Source organism: Pseudomonas sp. H2_A10 (genome assembly GCF_054680085.1).
Genome location: NZ_CP162821.1, coordinates 5,904,028 through 5,918,503 on the forward strand (window position 1 = coordinate 5,904,028; position 14,476 = coordinate 5,918,503).

14 protein-coding genes and 1 other RNA gene are annotated in these 14,476 nt (G+C 60.8%); 4 read left to right on the forward strand and 11 right to left on the reverse strand.

What is annotated here, in order from left to right; all coding sequences use genetic code 11:
* Positions 1 to 4 precede the first annotated feature (4 nt).
* The 9 genes from mraY to rsmI all read right to left on the reverse strand — a co-directional run bounded on the left by mraY (position 5) and on the right by rsmI (position 9,052).
* A complete protein-coding gene (gene mraY, locus AB4O23_RS27435; protein ID WP_003171875.1) occupies positions 5 to 1,087 on the reverse strand; it encodes a phospho-N-acetylmuramoyl-pentapeptide-transferase in 1,083 nt (360 codons plus the stop codon).
* On the reverse strand, positions 1,087 to 2,457 hold the full coding sequence (locus AB4O23_RS27440) for a UDP-N-acetylmuramoyl-tripeptide--D-alanyl-D-alanine ligase (RefSeq protein ID WP_460061526.1): 1,371 nt from the start codon (positions 2,455 to 2,457) through the stop codon (positions 1,087 to 1,089). Before AB4O23_RS27440 ends, mraY begins: the two co-directional genes overlap by 1 nt.
* A complete protein-coding gene (gene murE, locus AB4O23_RS27445) occupies positions 2,450 to 3,913 on the reverse strand; it encodes a UDP-N-acetylmuramoyl-L-alanyl-D-glutamate--2,6-diaminopimelate ligase (protein ID WP_017526175.1) in 1,464 nt (487 codons plus the stop codon). Before murE ends, AB4O23_RS27440 begins: the two co-directional genes overlap by 8 nt.
* Positions 3,913 to 5,655 (reverse strand): peptidoglycan D,D-transpeptidase FtsI family protein, encoded by a 1,743-nt coding sequence (locus AB4O23_RS27450; protein ID WP_175404190.1) that lies wholly within the window; start codon positions 5,653 to 5,655, stop codon positions 3,913 to 3,915. Before AB4O23_RS27450 ends, murE begins: the two co-directional genes overlap by 1 nt.
* Positions 5,655 to 5,948 carry a cell division protein FtsL gene (ftsL, locus tag AB4O23_RS27455; protein WP_004371991.1) on the reverse strand — a complete coding sequence of 98 codons (294 nt, stop codon included), beginning with the start codon at positions 5,946 to 5,948 and terminating at the stop codon, positions 5,655 to 5,657. Before ftsL ends, AB4O23_RS27450 begins: the two co-directional genes overlap by 1 nt.
* Positions 5,945 to 6,892, reverse strand: a complete 948-nt coding sequence (gene rsmH, locus AB4O23_RS27460) for a 16S rRNA (cytosine(1402)-N(4))-methyltransferase RsmH (RefSeq protein ID WP_017526173.1) — start codon at positions 6,890 to 6,892, stop codon at positions 5,945 to 5,947. The genes ftsL and rsmH overlap by 4 nt, the downstream gene beginning before the upstream one ends.
* The gene (gene mraZ / locus AB4O23_RS27465; protein WP_003171868.1) at positions 6,889 to 7,344 is read right to left on the reverse strand and encodes a division/cell wall cluster transcriptional repressor MraZ; all 456 of its coding nucleotides are present in this window, start codon (positions 7,342 to 7,344) and stop codon (positions 6,889 to 6,891) included. The genes rsmH and mraZ overlap by 4 nt, the downstream gene beginning before the upstream one ends.
* A gap of 354 nt (positions 7,345 to 7,698) precedes the next feature.
* Positions 7,699 to 8,051, reverse strand: an RNA gene (gene rnpB / locus AB4O23_RS27470) — RNase P RNA component class A.
* A gap of 95 nt (positions 8,052 to 8,146) precedes the next feature.
* Positions 8,147 to 9,052, reverse strand: coding sequence for a 16S rRNA (cytidine(1402)-2'-O)-methyltransferase (rsmI, locus tag AB4O23_RS27475; RefSeq protein ID WP_017526172.1), 906 nt, complete (start codon positions 9,050 to 9,052; stop codon positions 8,147 to 8,149).
* Between the two features lie 176 nt (positions 9,053 to 9,228).
* Between rsmI and AB4O23_RS27480 the strand changes: the two genes are divergently transcribed.
* The 4 genes from AB4O23_RS27480 (at position 9,229) to AB4O23_RS27495 (ending at position 12,675) form a co-directional block, all read left to right on the forward strand.
* On the forward strand, positions 9,229 to 11,040 hold the full coding sequence (locus AB4O23_RS27480) for a penicillin-binding protein activator (RefSeq protein WP_017526171.1): 1,812 nt from the start codon (positions 9,229 to 9,231) through the stop codon (positions 11,038 to 11,040).
* Positions 11,040 to 11,411 carry a YraN family protein gene (locus AB4O23_RS27485; protein WP_017526170.1) on the forward strand — a complete coding sequence of 124 codons (372 nt, stop codon included), beginning with the start codon at positions 11,040 to 11,042 and terminating at the stop codon, positions 11,409 to 11,411. The genes AB4O23_RS27480 and AB4O23_RS27485 overlap by 1 nt, the downstream gene beginning before the upstream one ends.
* 92 nt (positions 11,412 to 11,503) lie before the next feature.
* Entirely contained in the window at positions 11,504 to 12,097 is a 594-nt protein-coding gene (locus tag AB4O23_RS27490; protein ID WP_007904374.1) for a phosphoheptose isomerase, read from the forward strand.
* A complete protein-coding gene (locus tag AB4O23_RS27495; RefSeq protein WP_017526169.1) occupies positions 12,094 to 12,675 on the forward strand; it encodes a BON domain-containing protein in 582 nt (193 codons plus the stop codon). The genes AB4O23_RS27490 and AB4O23_RS27495 overlap by 4 nt, the downstream gene beginning before the upstream one ends.
* A 68-nt stretch (positions 12,676 to 12,743) precedes the next feature.
* Here AB4O23_RS27495 and AB4O23_RS27500 read toward each other — a convergent pair whose 3' ends face one another.
* Positions 12,744 to 13,517 carry an OmpA family lipoprotein gene (locus tag AB4O23_RS27500; RefSeq protein WP_017526168.1) on the reverse strand — a complete coding sequence of 258 codons (774 nt, stop codon included), beginning with the start codon at positions 13,515 to 13,517 and terminating at the stop codon, positions 12,744 to 12,746.
* A gap of 209 nt (positions 13,518 to 13,726) precedes the next feature.
* Positions 13,727 to 14,371: an MBL fold metallo-hydrolase gene (locus AB4O23_RS27505; RefSeq protein ID WP_017526167.1), complete on the reverse strand. Its 645-nt coding sequence runs from the start codon at positions 14,369 to 14,371 to the stop codon at positions 13,727 to 13,729.
* Positions 14,372 to 14,476: the final 105 nt, after the last annotated feature.

The window sequence follows — 14,476 nt, forward strand, 5'->3', positions numbered from 1 at the left end:
GTTTCTACCTCAGTTTCAGGGTGGCAAGGCCGACCAGTACCAGAATCACGGTGATGATCCAGAAACGGACAATCACACGCGGCTCGGGCCAGCCCTTGAGTTCAAAATGGTGGTGAATCGGCGCCATGCGGAACACGCGACGCCCGGTCAACTTGAAGGACGCCACCTGGATGACCACCGACAGGGTTTCCATCACGAACACACCGCCCATGATGAACAACACGATTTCCTGGCGAACGATCACCGCGATGGTGCCCAGGGCCGCGCCCAGCGCCAGTGCGCCGACGTCGCCCATGAAGACTTGTGCCGGGTAGGTGTTGAACCACAGGAAACCCAGGCCGGCACCGATCAGCGCGCCGCAGAACACAATCAGCTCACCCGCGCCCGGTACATAGGGGATCAGCAGGTACTCGGCGAATTTCACGTTACCCGACAGGTAGCAGAAGATGCCGAGCGCACCGCCCACCATCACTGTCGGCATGATCGCCAGGCCGTCGAGCCCGTCGGTCAGGTTGACCGCGTTGCTGGAGCCGACGATCACAAAGTAGGTCAACACCACGAAGCCGATGCCCAGGGGGATGCTGGCGTCCTTGAGCATCGGAATGATCAAAGTGGTTTCCACGGCGCTCGGCGCGGTGGTGTACAGGAAGATCGCGGCGGCAAGGCCGAACACCGACTGCCAGAAGTACTTCCAGCGGCTCGGCAGCCCCTTGGAGTTTTTCTCGATCACCTTGCGGTAGTCATCCACCCAGCCGATGGCGCCGAACAGCAGGGTCACCAGCAACACCACCCACACGTAGCGGTTGTGCAGGTCGGCCCACAGCAAGGTGCTGATGCCAATGGACGACAGGATCAGCGCGCCGCCCATGGTCGGGGTGCCGGACTTGGACAGGTGCGACTGCGGGCCGTCATTACGAACCGATTGACCAATTTGCAGGTTCTGCAGGGTGCGGATCATCCACGGCCCTAAAAACAGCGACAGCGACAGCGCGGTCAGCACACCCAGGATCCCGCGCAGGGTCAGGTACTGAAAGACCGCGAAGCCTTTGTGGAACTGTTGCAGATACTCAGCCAGCAGCAGCAGCATTAATGTTTCTCCGTACTTGAGCCACACAAGGCTGCGACGACGTTTTCCATCACCGCGCTGCGCGATCCCTTGATCAAAATGGTTGTGTGTTTGTCGTGTTCGGCGGCCGTCAGCGCCTCGATCAGCTCGACCTGGGTGGCGAAATGCTGCGCACCGGGGCCGAAAGCGTTGACGGCGTGCGCCATGTTCGTGCCGACCGCGTAGAGGGCGTCGACTTTACCGGCGGCATACGCGCCGACGTCACGATGGCCTTGTTCGGCCCAATCGCCCAACTCACCGATATCGCCCAATACCAGCACCTTGCGTCCGGCAAAGCTGTTGAGCAGATCCACGGCGGCGTTTATGGAAGACGGGTTGGCGTTGTAAGTGTCATCAATCACGCGCATGCCGTTGCTCGATAGCTGCGCCACGGTGCGCCCCTTGACCGGCTGCACCGCACCCAGGCCCGTCGCGATACCGAACAGCGACACGCCCAAGGCATGGGCGGCGGCGGCAGCGGCCAGGGCGTTGGCGACGTTATGGTTGCCGAGCAGGTTCAACTGCACGTGCTCGTCACCTTGCGGGGTGTGCAAGGTGAAGGACGGGCAGCCACGGGCGTCGACGGTGATGTCGCCGGCATGAAAGTCGGCGGCCGCGTTCGACACGGCAAAGGTCAGGACCTTGCGACCGGCGGCGCGTACACGCCAAGTCTCAAAGGCCTTATCGTCGAGGTTCAGTACGGCGGTGCCCGAAGCGTCGAGGCCTTCAAGGATTTCGCCCTTGGCTTCGACGATTTTTTCCGGGCCACCGAACTCACCGACGTGGGCGGTACCGGCATTGTTGATGATCGCCACGTGGGGCTTGGTCAGCGCCACGGTGTAAGCAATTTCGCCGATGCGCGAAGCGCCCAGTTCGATCACTGCCGCGGTATGTTCCGGGGCCAGTTCGAGCAGGGTCAGTGGCGCGCCGAAATCGTTGTTCAGGTTGCCACGGGTCGCAAGCACCGGGCCGCGTGTGCGCAGCACACCGGCGAGCAGTTCCTTGACCGTGGTCTTGCCGCTGGAGCCGGTGACGGCTGCAACCGGCTTGGCGAACGCGGCGCGGTTCAGCGCACCCAGCCGGCCCAGGGCCAGGCGGGTGTCGGCGACCAGCAATTGCGGCAAGGCGGAGTCAGGCACTTCACGCTGCACCAACGCACCGACGGCACCTTTGGCGGCGACATCATTGAGGTAGTCATGCCCGTCGAAACGCGGGCCGGCCAGGGCGACGAACAGCTGCCCCGGCTGAATGTTACGACTATCAATACTCACGCCATTAAAGGTGCAGTCGCTCGACAGTACGCGGGCCGACAGCGCCTGGGCCAGTTCGCTGAACGTCATCGCCTTAAGCATGGGCCACCTCCCAGGCGGTCAAGGCGTTAGCGGCCTCGACCAGATCGGAGAAGGCATGACGCTCGCCGTTGATTTCCTGATAGTCCTCATGGCCTTTACCGGCCAGCACCACCACATCGTCAACGCTGGCGCTGGCGATCAGTTGGGCAATGGCAGCCCCGCGACCGGCAATAAAAGTGGCCTTGGACACGTCTTTGAAGCCCGTACGGATATCGTCGAAAATCCGGCTCGGGTCTTCGCTGCGCGGGTTGTCGTCGGTGACGAGGACGCCATCGGCCAGACGCTCGACAATCTCGGCCATCAGCGGGCGCTTGCCGCGATCGCGATCACCGCCGCAACCGAACAGGCAAAGCAGTTTGCCTTTGGCATGTGGGCGCAGCGCTTCGAGGACTTTTTCCAAGGCGTCCGGGGTGTGAGCGTAATCGACCACCACCAGCGGCTGCTTGCCGCCACCCAGGCGTTGCATGCGACCGGCCGGGCCTTCCAGTTTCGGCAACACCTTGAGGATCTCGTCGAGGGCGTAATCCAGGCCGAGCAAGGCGCCTATGGCGGCAAGTACGTTGCTCAGGTTGAAACGACCGAGCAAGGTGCTACGCAGGTGGTGTTCGCCCTGGGGCGTGACCAACGTGGCGCGTACGCCCTCGTCATTGAACTGGGCTTCGCGGCAATACAAGTACGCGCTGGAATCCAGCAGGCTGTAGCTGATCAGGCGCGCTTCGCTGTCTTCGGTGGCCAACTGGCGGCCGAACGCGTCATCCAGGTTGACCACCCGGCACTTCAGGTCATTCCAGGCAAACAGCTTGGCCTTGGCGGCGGCGTACGCCTCCATGGTGCCGTGGTAATCCAGATGGTCGCGGGACAGGTTAGTCACCACTGCCACGTCAAACGCCAGGGCGGTGACACGACCTTGATCCAGACCGTGGGAAGACACCTCCATGGCAACGGCCTTGGCCCCGGCCTTTTTCAGGTCGGCCAGGGTCGCTTGCACGGCAATCGGGTTCGGCGTGGTGTGCAGGCCGCTTTGCAGCGCGCCGTAGAAACCGGTGCCCAGGGTACCGACAATGCCGCAATGCTGGCCCAGCAGGTCGAGAGCCTGAGCGACCAATTGGGTCACGCTGGTCTTGCCGTTGGTGCCGGTCACGCCCACCAGATTGAGGTGACGGCTCGGCTCGCCGTAAAAACGCCCGGCGATGTCGGACAATTGCTTGGCCAGGCCCTTGACCGGAATCAACGGCACGTCGGTGATCGGCAGCACGGTGGCGCCTTCAGCCTCATAGGCCACCGCCGCCGCGCCGCGCTGCAGGGCATCGGCGATGTGCGCACGGCCATCGTACTTGCCGCCCGGCACCGCCAGGAACAGGTCACCGGCGCGCACATTACGGCTGTCCAGGGTCAACTCGCGAATCAGCAGATCGCGGCCGGCATGGGCAAATATCTTATTCAGGCTAAGAGACATCAGCCGCGCCCTCCATTGGCTTTGACTGCAGCGGCCGGAGGTACGGCGTTCGCTTGTTGGGTCGGCGGCAGGTTGTCCGGCGTGATGTTCATCAGGCGCAGGGTGCCGGACATCACTTTGCTGAACACCGGCGCCGATACCAGGCCACCGAAGTAACCGGCCTTGCTCGGCTCGTCGATGACCACGACGATGGCGTAGCGTGGGTCGCTCATCGGGCCGAAGCCGGCGAACAGCGAACGGTAGGAGTTTTCGGCGTAGCCCTTGGTGCCCACCGAGGTTTTACGCGCGGTGCCGGACTTGCCTGCCACGTGATACGCCGGCACCTGGGCGCGGAACACACCACGTGGCGCTTCGATCACTTGTTGGAGCATGCCCTGCATGGTCTTGGCGACGTTTTCCGGAATCACCTGGGTGGCTTTCGGCGCTTCGTCGACGTGAATCAGGCTCAACGGCACCATGCGGCCATTATTGGCCAATACCGAAAAGGCATGCGCCAGTTGGATCGCCGTCACCGATAGGCCGTAACCGTAGGAAAGCGTGGCGGTCTCGGCTTTTTTCCAGTCGCGGTAGTTCGGCAGGTTGCCGACGCGCTCACCGGGGAAATCCAGACCGGTGGGCTGGCCCAGGCCGATTTTTTGCGCCAGGTGGTAGATGGTCTCGCCACCGATATCGAAGGCAACCTTACTCATGCCCACGTTACTGGAGTTGATCAGGATACCTGTCAAATCCAGCACCGGGCCTTCGGTGCGCGACACGTCACGAATGGTGTACTTGCCCAACTGCAAGGTGCCTGGATACACCTCGACCTTGTCGCTGGGTTTCCAGCGTCCGGTTTCCAGGGCGGCACTCATGGAGATCGCTTTCATGGTCGAACCCGGCTCGAACACGTCGATCATGGCGCGGTTGCGCATCATCGCCGGTTGCAGGTTGCGACGGTTGTTCGGGTTGTAGGTCGGCTGGTTGACCATGGCGAGGATCTCGCCGGTCTTCACGTCCATGATCACCAGGCTACCGGCCTTGGCGCCGTTCTCGATGATCGCGTTACGCAACTCGCGGTTGGCCAGGTATTGCAGGCGCAGGTCAATCGACAACGCCAAGGGTTTGCCGGCCTTGGCGTTCTTGGTGACCTGGACATCTTTGATCAGCCTGCCGCGCCGATCCTTGATGACTTGTCGCTTGCCGGGCACTCCGGCCAGCCATTCATCGTAGGCCAGCTCCACACCTTCGCGACCGTGGTCATCGATGTCGGTAAAGCCGACCATATGCGCGGTGGTTTCACCGGCCGGGTAGAAACGGCGGAATTCCTCGATGCCGTAGACACCGGGCACTTTAAGGTCGAGCACTTGCTGGCCTTGTTCAGGGGTCAGGCCGCGAACCAGGTAGATGAATTCTTTATTGGCCTGGGCTTCCAGGCGCTCGGCCAGGGCCTTCGGGTCTTGCCCAAGAGCGGCAGCGAGCGCTGGCCAGCGATCCTTGGCCACTTGCAGTTCCTTGGCATTGGCCCACAAGGTGGTGACCGGCGTACTGACGGCCAGGGGCTCGCCGTTACGGTCGGTGATCAGGCCGCGGTGCGCGGGAATGGGAATATGCCGCAGGCTACGGGCGTCGCCCTGGCCGATCAGGAAGTCGCGGTCGACCACTTGCAGGTCGACGATCCGCCAGGCGATCGCACCCACCATCAATGCCAGCAAGCCGAGCATCAGACGGAAACGCCACGGGTACAGTGCGCCTTCGAGTTTCATCATGGCGCCACCATGCGAACGTCGGCCGCGCCCGGAATGTGCATTTTCAACTGTTCGGTAGCCAGCACTTCGATACGGCTATGGGCCGTCCAGGTGCTTTGCTCCAGGATCAACCGCCCCCATTCCGCCTGCGCCTTGTCGCGCACGCTCAGTTCCCCGTACAGGGTGTTGAGCAACTGGCGGTTATAGTGGGCGCTGTAGGACACCGCAATCGCGGACACCAGCACGCCGACAAACAGCAGCAACATAAAGAAGCTGCCGCCCGGCAGGGGTTTGGCGAAAAGCTTGCTCACCGCAACTTCTCCGCGACACGCATGACCGCGCTACGGGAACGTGGGTTGGCCTTCAGCTCGGCTTCGGAAGCGAACTGTGCCTTGCCATGGATTTTGATTTTCGGCACAAAGGCCTCGAAACGCACCGGCAAGTTGCGCGGCAGATTGTCGGACTCGCCCTTGACCAGGCGGCGCATGAACAATTTGACGATACGGTCTTCCAGCGAATGGAAGCTGATCACCACCAGGCGACCGCCCACTTCCAGCGCCTCGAGGGCGGCTTCGAGGCCAGCCTCCAGATCGCCCAATTCATTGTTGACGTGAATGCGCAGGCCCTGAAACGCACGGGTCGCGGGGTTCTTGCCCTTTTCCCACGCGGGGTTGGCGACCTTGAGCACTTCGGCCAGGTCGGCGGTGCGTTCGAACGGTTGGGTCTCGCGGCGCTCGACCACGGCGCGAGCCATGCGGCCGGCGAAACGCTCTTCACCGTATTCCTTGAACACACGGGCGATTTCTTCCACCGGCGCGGTGGCGATAAATTGCGCGGCACTCACACCACGGGTCGGGTCCATGCGCATGTCGAGCGGGCCGTCGTTCATGAAACTGAAGCCGCGCTCCGGATCATCAAGCTGTGGCGAGGACACGCCCAGATCGAGCAAAACCCCGGCCACCTTACCCGCCATGCCACGCTCGGCCACTTCGGCACCCAGCTCGGCAAAGCTACGCTGCACAACGACAAAGCGGCCGTCTTCGGCCGCTAGCGCTTGCCCGGTGGCAATCGCTTGGGGGTCTTTGTCGAACCCGAGGAGTGTTCCGTCGGGCCCGAGCTGGCTGAGTATCAACCGGCTATGCCCGCCCCTGCCGAAAGTGCCATCCAGATAGCAGCCATCCGCGCGCACGGCGAGAGCCTCAACGGCTTCGTCAAGCAGTACGGTGATGTGGTTAAAGCCGCTATCAATAGTCACAGAATCAAATCACGCAGTTCATCAGGCATGGCGCCCGGTTGTTGAATAGCCGCCAGGTCAGCTGCAGAAACAGCATCCCAGGCATCTTCGTCCCACAATTGGAACTTGTTCAGTTGGCCGACCAGCATTGCGCGCTTGTCCAGCTTGGCGTACTCGCGCAGACGCGGCGGCACCAGGAAACGACCACTGCCGTCGAGCTCGAGGTCGACGGCATTACCAATCAGCAAACGCTGAAGACGGCGGTTTTCTTCACGCAATGAAGGCAGGGCGCGCAACTTGGTTTCAATCAACTCCCACTCATCGAGCGGGTAAACACATAAACAAGGGTCAACGGCATCGATGGTGATGATCAACTGTCCGGAACTTCGCGAAATCAGCTCGTCACGATACCGGCTCGGCATGGCGAGACGGCCTTTTGCATCGAGACTGATAGCGTTAGCTCCGCGAAACACAGATGCGTTTCTCCAAATTTTAGCGTTTTACGTTCAAAAAACCCACTTTGTGCCACTTTCCGCCACTTGCGCACACTATAGGAATGCGCCCACCACACCGTCAAGGCGCGGATTCAAGGAAAAGCCTTACAGAACGGAGATTTAGGAGCGTAAAAGGAGGAGAAACCCGAGTTCGACGTAGTTTTTGACCCTGCAAACACAAACAACTCAAAGCGCTGTGACTCGAAGTTAAAGTGATTTATTAAGAGTAAGATTTTTTTGGTATTACGAAGATGCATCTGCCAATGATTTGGCAGGGAGGGATTCTTGCGTTACTACCGGTTTTCTGCCCGAGAGTCGAGCAGAAGGAAAAAGGTGGAGAGTCGATCTGTAAGCCGGGTTCTGTCTTGAACAGTCATTCGTCTACGATGGCCATCACTGGACACCTTTAGCAACCTACCCGGTCCCAGCGCGGGCCACGCCTTGGGACCCTATTTGGTCTTGCTCCAAGTGGGGTTTACCTAGCCACGAACTGTTGCCAGTCGTGCGGTGCGCTCTTACCGCACCTTTTCACCCTTACCGGCACCGAAGCGCTTAGGCGGTTATTTTCTGTGGCACTTTCCGTAGGCTCACGCCTCCCAGGCATTACCTGGCACTTCGCCCTATGGAGCCCGGACTTTCCTCCCCCCCTAATTTTCATAGAGGGCAGCGACTGTCCAATCGACTCTCCGCCGCGCAGGTTAACGGCACGACGGCCTCAGGACAAGTATTAAAGTGCAGCATGGCCATCACGTTCAGACGTAATACCGCTTTAACCTCGGAACTATTCGGCTTTCTGTTTATCCAGCGCCACTTGATACAACACATTCTTGCGCAGACCGGTAATTTCCGCCGCCAGGGCCGCCGCACGCTTGAGGGGCATTTCCTTGAGCAGCAGATCCAGAATACGCATGGCCTCGCTGCCGACGGCGTCTTCAGCCTCCGGCGCCGTCCAGCCGGCCACCAACACTACGCACTCACCGCGTTGCTGATTGCTGTCGCCCTCGACGAACGCGCGCAACTCCTCCAGTGGCAGGCCCTTGAGGGTTTCAAAGGTTTTGGTCAGTTCACGCGCCAGCAACGCCAGGCGATCGCCGCCAAAAACCAATTCCATGTCCTGCAGACATTCCAGGATACGGTGCGGGGCTTCGTAAAAAATCAACGTGCGTGGCTCTTCCTTTACCGCCTGAAGACGTGCGCGCCGCCCCACTGCCTTGGCCGGCAGGAAACCTTCGAAAATAAACCGGTCGGACGGCAGGCCCGCCGCCGACAATGCCGCGATAAGCGCGCACGCACCCGGAACAGGCACTACATTGATACCCGCGGCCCGCGCCTGGCGAACCAAGTGATAACCGGGGTCTGAGATCAGCGGCGTGCCCGCATCGGAAATCAGCGCCACATCGTCACCGGCCAACAGGCGCACGATAAAACGACTGCCTTCTTCGCGCTCGTTATGCTCGTGGCATGCGGCCAATGGCGTACTGATACCAAAATGCTGCATCAACCGCTGGGAGTGGCGCGTGTCTTCCGCCGCGATCAATTTAACCTCGCGCAGCACTTTCAGCGCCCGCGCACTGATGTCGTCCAGGTTGCCAATGGGCGTCGCCACGACAAAAAGCGAGCCTGCAGTGGAATTCAAAGGACCTGGAGCAGTCAAAACGCACACCTCGATGGTTGGCAAAAGCGGCATTGTAGCGCGTAGACGCCTTTAAAAAATGCCATCACGGCCGATGCCTTTTCAGCCGTTGATCACTGACAGCAACATTTGCACGACCTAAATCGACGGTTTCACGCCAGTAACATCGCGCCTGGGCCAGTGCTTGGGTACACTTCCACGCTAATTTGATCGGTATCAGGAACACTTACATGATCGCTTGCCTGCGGCTGCTCTCCGCCCTCTGCCTCGCTGCCTTACTGGCCGCTTGCGCCAGCTCGCCCTCGTCCAGCCTTGGCGACCTTCCACGGACCCCGGACGCCAGTATCGAGCAACTGCTCGAACAGGCCACTACCGCCAAGACGCCAGAAAAGGCTGCATTGCTGCGCCTGAGTGCGGCGGACCTAGCCTACAAACAGAACAACCCTGGCCGCTCGTCGCAGATTCTTGCGCAGGTGCCTCTGGATACCCTCAAGCCGGCCGCGCAGGTATTTGCCAGCACCCTGGCTGCCGAACTGGCCATGGCGCGCAACCAGCCCAAGGCGGCGCTGACCGCCTTGAACCATCCGAGCCTGCAAAACCTCAAGGATTTGCCGCCGGAACAGCAGATTCGCACCGCCAGCGTGCATGCCCGTGCCTATGAAGCCGACGGCCAGACCCTCGCCGCGGCGCGTGAGCGTGTCGCCATGGCGCCATTGCTGACCGGCGATGCCGCCAAGAGCAACCACGAAACCATCTGGACCTTGATTGCCGCCCTGCCTGCCGAACAGTTGCAGGCCAGCGGCAACCCGGTGCTGGACGGCTGGATCACCCTGGCCCAATCGATCAAGGGCGCCGGCACGCTGGAGCAACAGCAGGCCGCTATCGACACCTGGCGTGCACAGAACCCGGGGCACCCGGCGGCCGTGCAACTGCCCACTCCGCTGACCAAGCTCAAGGAACTGGCCAGCCAACCACTTAACAAGATCGCCCTGCTGCTGCCACAGGATGGCCCGCTGGCCTCTGTCGGCAAAGCGCTGCGCGAAGGCTTCATGGCGGCTCACTACCAGGCTGAACAAGCCGGGCAGAAACCTCCGGTCATCGAGTTCTATGACAGCTCACGCCTGAACTCCATCGACGAGTTCTACGCCAAGGCCCAGGCCGCCGGCGTGCAGTTGGTGGTCGGCCCGCTGGAAAAACCATTGGTCAAGCAACTCAGCGCGCGCGCTCAGTTGCCGATCACCACCCTGGCGCTTAACTACAGCGAGACCGATCGGGGCCCGGCGCAACTGTTCCAGTTCGGCCTGGCCGCCGAGGATGAAGCCCGCGAAGTCTCGCGCCGTGCCCGTGCCGACGGCTTGCACCGCGCCGCTGCCATGGTGCCGCGTGGCGAATGGGGTGAGCGCGTCTACAGGGCGTTCCGCCAGGACTGGGAAGCCAATGGCGGCACCGTGGTCGGCGTAGAGTACGTGGATCAGCCGGTTGCCCTGGCCCAACAGATTGCCGACCTGTTCCAACTGCGTAAAAGCGAAGGTCGCGCCAAGAGCCTGCAAAACACCGTCGGCACTGACGTAGCGGCGCAGCCGTCGCGTCGCCAGGACATCGAGTTCATCTTCCTGGCCGTCACCCCGCAACTGGCCCAGCAGATCAAGCCGACCCTGAACTTCCAATATGCAGGTGACGTACCGGTGTACGCGACGTCCCACGTATTCAGCGCCAGCGGTGACAAAAACCAGTACCTGGACATGACCAACGTGATGTTCTGCGAAACCCCTTGGCTGCTTAACACCACCGACCCGCTGCGCAACCAGGTTGCCGCACAATGGCCACAAGCCAATGGCAGCCTCGGCCGCCTGTACGCGATGGGTGTCGATGCCTACCGCCTGGCACCACGCCTGGGCCAGCTCAAAGCATTGCCGGACACCCGTGTGGATGGCCTCTCGGGCAACCTGGGCATCAGCGCCAACCAACGCGTTGACCGCCAGATGCCATGGGCGAAGTTCGTCGGTGGCGATATCCAACGTCTGCCGGATACCCCGCGCTGATGCCCGAGCGGTCCAGCGCACAAAGCGGCAAGGATGCCGAACTGCAAGCGCTGAACCACCTGCAACGACAGGGTCTGCGCCTTCTGGCGCAGAACTGGTTGTGTAAACGCGGCGAGCTTGATCTGGTCATGCTTGACGGCGATACAGTAGTATTCGTCGAAGTCCGCTACAGAAAACACGCACAATGGGGTGGCGCGCTCGCCAGTATCGACGGGCGCAAGCGTCAAAAGCTGATACTCGCCGCGCAGTTTTTTCTGCAAAAAGAGCATCGCTGGGCCGATTCCCCCTGCCGTTTCGACGTGGTTGCCATAGAAAGCACACCGTCAGGCAACGCTGATCTGAACTGGCTCAAAGATGCCTTCGACAGCTGATTCGCCGGACATCTTCACCACACACTTTTGCTCTTTGCTTTGCGGGCTGCACATTCCTGTGCCAAACAGCCGCGCTACTTAAGGTCACACAGATGGACATGCAATCCCGAATTCGCCAGCTTTTCCAGGCCAGTATCGACACCAAGCAACAGGCGATGGACGTACTTGCACCGCACATCGAGCAAGCCAGTCAGGTCATGGTCAATGCCTTGCTAAACGAAGGCAAAATGCTCTCGTGCGGCAACGGCGGTTCGGCCGGCGACGCCCAGCATTTCTCGTCCGAGCTGCTCAACCGCTTCGAGCGTGAGCGCCCGAGCCTGCCGGCCATCGCCTTGACCACCGACTCGTCGACGATCACCTCGATCGCCAACGACTACAGCTACAACGAAATCTTCTCCAAGCAGATCCGCGCCCTGGGCCAACCAGGCGATGTGCTGCTGGCGATTTCCACCAGTGGCAACTCGGCGAATATTATTCAAGCGATCCAGGCCGCACATGATCGCGAAATGATTGTCGTAGCATTGACCGGACGCGATGGCGGCGGCATGGCTTCGCTGCTGCTGCCCGAAGATGTCGAGATTCGCGTCCCGGCCAATGTCACCGCACGTATTCAGGAAGTCCACCTGCTGGCGATCCACTGCCTGTGCGATCTGATCGACAGCCAACTGTTTGGGAGTGAAGAATGACCGTTAACCGCCTCGGCCTCTTGGCCATTACGCTGTGCCTCGGTATCAGCGGCTGCAGCACGGCAATCACTGCGACACGTGACACCCCTATTCAGGATGACAAGGGCACCCGTACCTTCGGCAGCAAGATTGACGACTCATTGATCGAAACCAAGGTTGAAGTCAACATCGCCAAAGCCGCAACGGACCTGGGCAACGGTGCATCGCGCATCGTCGTAACCAGCTTCAACGGCGTGGTACTGCTGGCTGGTCAAACCCCGCGCGCCGACCTCAAGGCCCAGGCCGAACAAGCCGCCGCTTCGGTGCAGCGGGTCAAGAAGGTCCATAACGAACTGCAAGTGATGGACCCGATCACCCTGTTGGCCATCAGCAACGATGCGCTGCTGACCACCAAGATCAAGGCGCAGATGCTGACAGACAACGCCATCCCCGGCTCGCGCATCAAAGTCGTCACCGACAACGGCATCGTCTACCTGATGGGCCTGCTGACCCAGGCCGAAGCCACCCGCGCCGCCAACCTGGTGCAAGGCGTGTCCGGCGTACAGAAGATCGTCAAAGTGTTCGAATACATCGATTGATGTAACCGACAGCCACAAAAAAGGGCGCCGTGCATTGACTGCACGGCGCCCTTTTTTGTGGCCAGCGTTTATTGATACTGCTGGTACGGGTTGCCCTGGAACTGATTGTTTTGCTGAGGTGCCTGCTGCTGGCCCGACGGCTGGCCGTATTGCTGGCCAGGGATAGGGCCAAGGTTGACCTCTACGCGACGGTTCTGCGCGCGGCCATTGACGTCGGCGTTGCTGGCAATCGGGTTGTCCGGGCCGGCACCGCGAGCACTCAGGTTGGCGCCGTTCACACCTTGGGACGTCAGGTAGTTGGCCACGCTCTGCGCACGACGCTGGGACAGGTCCATGTTCAACTGACGGCTACCGGTGCTGTCGGTGTAGCCGACGATCTGGATCGTATTCTGGTTGAACTGCTTGAGGGAGTTGGCCAGGTTGTTCAGCGGCTGGTAGAAGCTGCTGGAGATCGCGTCCGAGTTGGTGGCGAAGGTGATGTTGCCCGGCATGATCAACTTGATCTGGTCGCCCTGGCGCTGCACTTCAACCCCGGTGTTGGCCATGCTTTCGCGCAGCTTTTTCTCTTGCTGGTCAGCGTAGTATCCATAACCGGCCGCACCTGCACCAGCAACAACGGCACCGATCAGCGCGCCCTTGCCACGGTTGTTATGGTCGATGGCCGCACCAGCCAACGCACCCGCCAGGGCACCGAGCCCACCGTACTTGGCGGTTTTGCTCATACCGCCGGATTCGTTATTCGCCTGTCCCTGGCTGCTGCCATCATAAGGATTAGGTGAAGCGCAGCCGGACAACATGGCTACGGCGGTGGCGACAACAAGCAGACGACGCGGAGTGAACATTAAGGTGAGCTCCTACTTTTGCATTCTGTGGTGCAGAGGACAATTGGCAATGGACCTGTGCGCAGTTTTGAACACGACAAACGGCAAAGATTCCGTTGGCGCGCGCCGAGCCGTAACAAAAGATTCGGCCTGCCGCTGCTGTGAAACCGTAGCAGACGCAGGCTGAACACAACCTGCGGTTTTGCTACAACAGATTGCTCGCTTGCCCATCACGCTCGCACAAACGGGTTCTCGCGCATTTCATCACCCAGCCGCGTATCGGGCCCATGCCCCGCTACCACCGTGGCGCCCTCATCCAGCGTGTAGAGGCGCTGCTTGATCGAGCGCACGAGGGTCGCCTGGTCCCCGCCCCACAAATCCGTACGCCCTACGCCACGTCGAAACAACGTATCTCCGGCAATCAGTAACTTGGCATCGGCAAACCAGAAGCTCATCGATCCTGGCGTGTGGCCCGGAGTGTGCAACGCTACGCCGCAGCCGCAGGCCAACTCTTCATCGTGGTCCAGCCAGCGATCCGGAGACGGTACTGGCGTGTAAGGCACGCGAAACATCTGACACTGCATTTCCAGGTTGTCCCACAGGAACTGATCGTCCTTGTGCAGGTGCAAGGTGGCGCCGGTCTTCTCTTTCAACTGGCCCGAGGCCAGGAAGTGATCCAGGTGGGCATGGGTATGGATGATGCTCACCACCTTCAAACCCAGCGCATCCAGGCGCGCCAGGATCAATTCCGGATTGCCGCCCGGGTCGACCACGATGGCTTTTTTGGTGAGGGAGTCGCCGATGATGGTGCAGTTGCACTGCAAAGGGCCGACGGGGAAGGTTTCGCGGATGAGGGATGGTGTTGCGGTTTCCATGAACGGACCTCTAGTGCACATCAAATGCGGTGTTCGGGCGGCTATCGCCAGAATAATTGCACTATTAAACCAGAGTAGGTGGGCGCTTCGCGGCCCCCGGTGAGC

Excerpts from the sequence above, each read along its gene's own strand:
- mraY (WP_003171875.1), bottom strand. The coding sequence starts at position 1,087 with ATGCTGCTGCTGCTGGCTGAGTATCTGCAACAGTTCCACAAAGGCTTC.
- AB4O23_RS27440 (WP_460061526.1), bottom strand. The coding sequence starts at position 2,457 with ATGCTTAAGGCGATGACGTTCAGCGAACTGGCCCAGGCGCTGTCGGCC.
- murE (WP_017526175.1), bottom strand. The coding sequence starts at position 3,913 with ATGTCTCTTAGCCTGAATAAGATATTTGCCCATGCCGGCCGCGATCTG.
- AB4O23_RS27450 (WP_175404190.1), bottom strand. The coding sequence starts at position 5,655 with ATGAAACTCGAAGGCGCACTGTACCCGTGGCGTTTCCGTCTGATGCTC.
- rsmI (WP_017526172.1), bottom strand. The coding sequence starts at position 9,052 with ATGCCGCTTTTGCCAACCATCGAGGTGTGCGTTTTGACTGCTCCAGGT.
- AB4O23_RS27480 (WP_017526171.1), top strand. The coding sequence starts at position 9,229 with ATGATCGCTTGCCTGCGGCTGCTCTCCGCCCTCTGCCTCGCTGCCTTA.
- AB4O23_RS27485 (WP_017526170.1), top strand. The coding sequence starts at position 11,040 with ATGCCCGAGCGGTCCAGCGCACAAAGCGGCAAGGATGCCGAACTGCAA.
- AB4O23_RS27490 (WP_007904374.1), top strand. The coding sequence starts at position 11,504 with ATGGACATGCAATCCCGAATTCGCCAGCTTTTCCAGGCCAGTATCGAC.
- AB4O23_RS27495 (WP_017526169.1), top strand. The coding sequence starts at position 12,094 with ATGACCGTTAACCGCCTCGGCCTCTTGGCCATTACGCTGTGCCTCGGT.
- AB4O23_RS27500 (WP_017526168.1), bottom strand. The coding sequence starts at position 13,517 with ATGTTCACTCCGCGTCGTCTGCTTGTTGTCGCCACCGCCGTAGCCATG.
- AB4O23_RS27505 (WP_017526167.1), bottom strand. The coding sequence starts at position 14,371 with ATGGAAACCGCAACACCATCCCTCATCCGCGAAACCTTCCCCGTCGGC.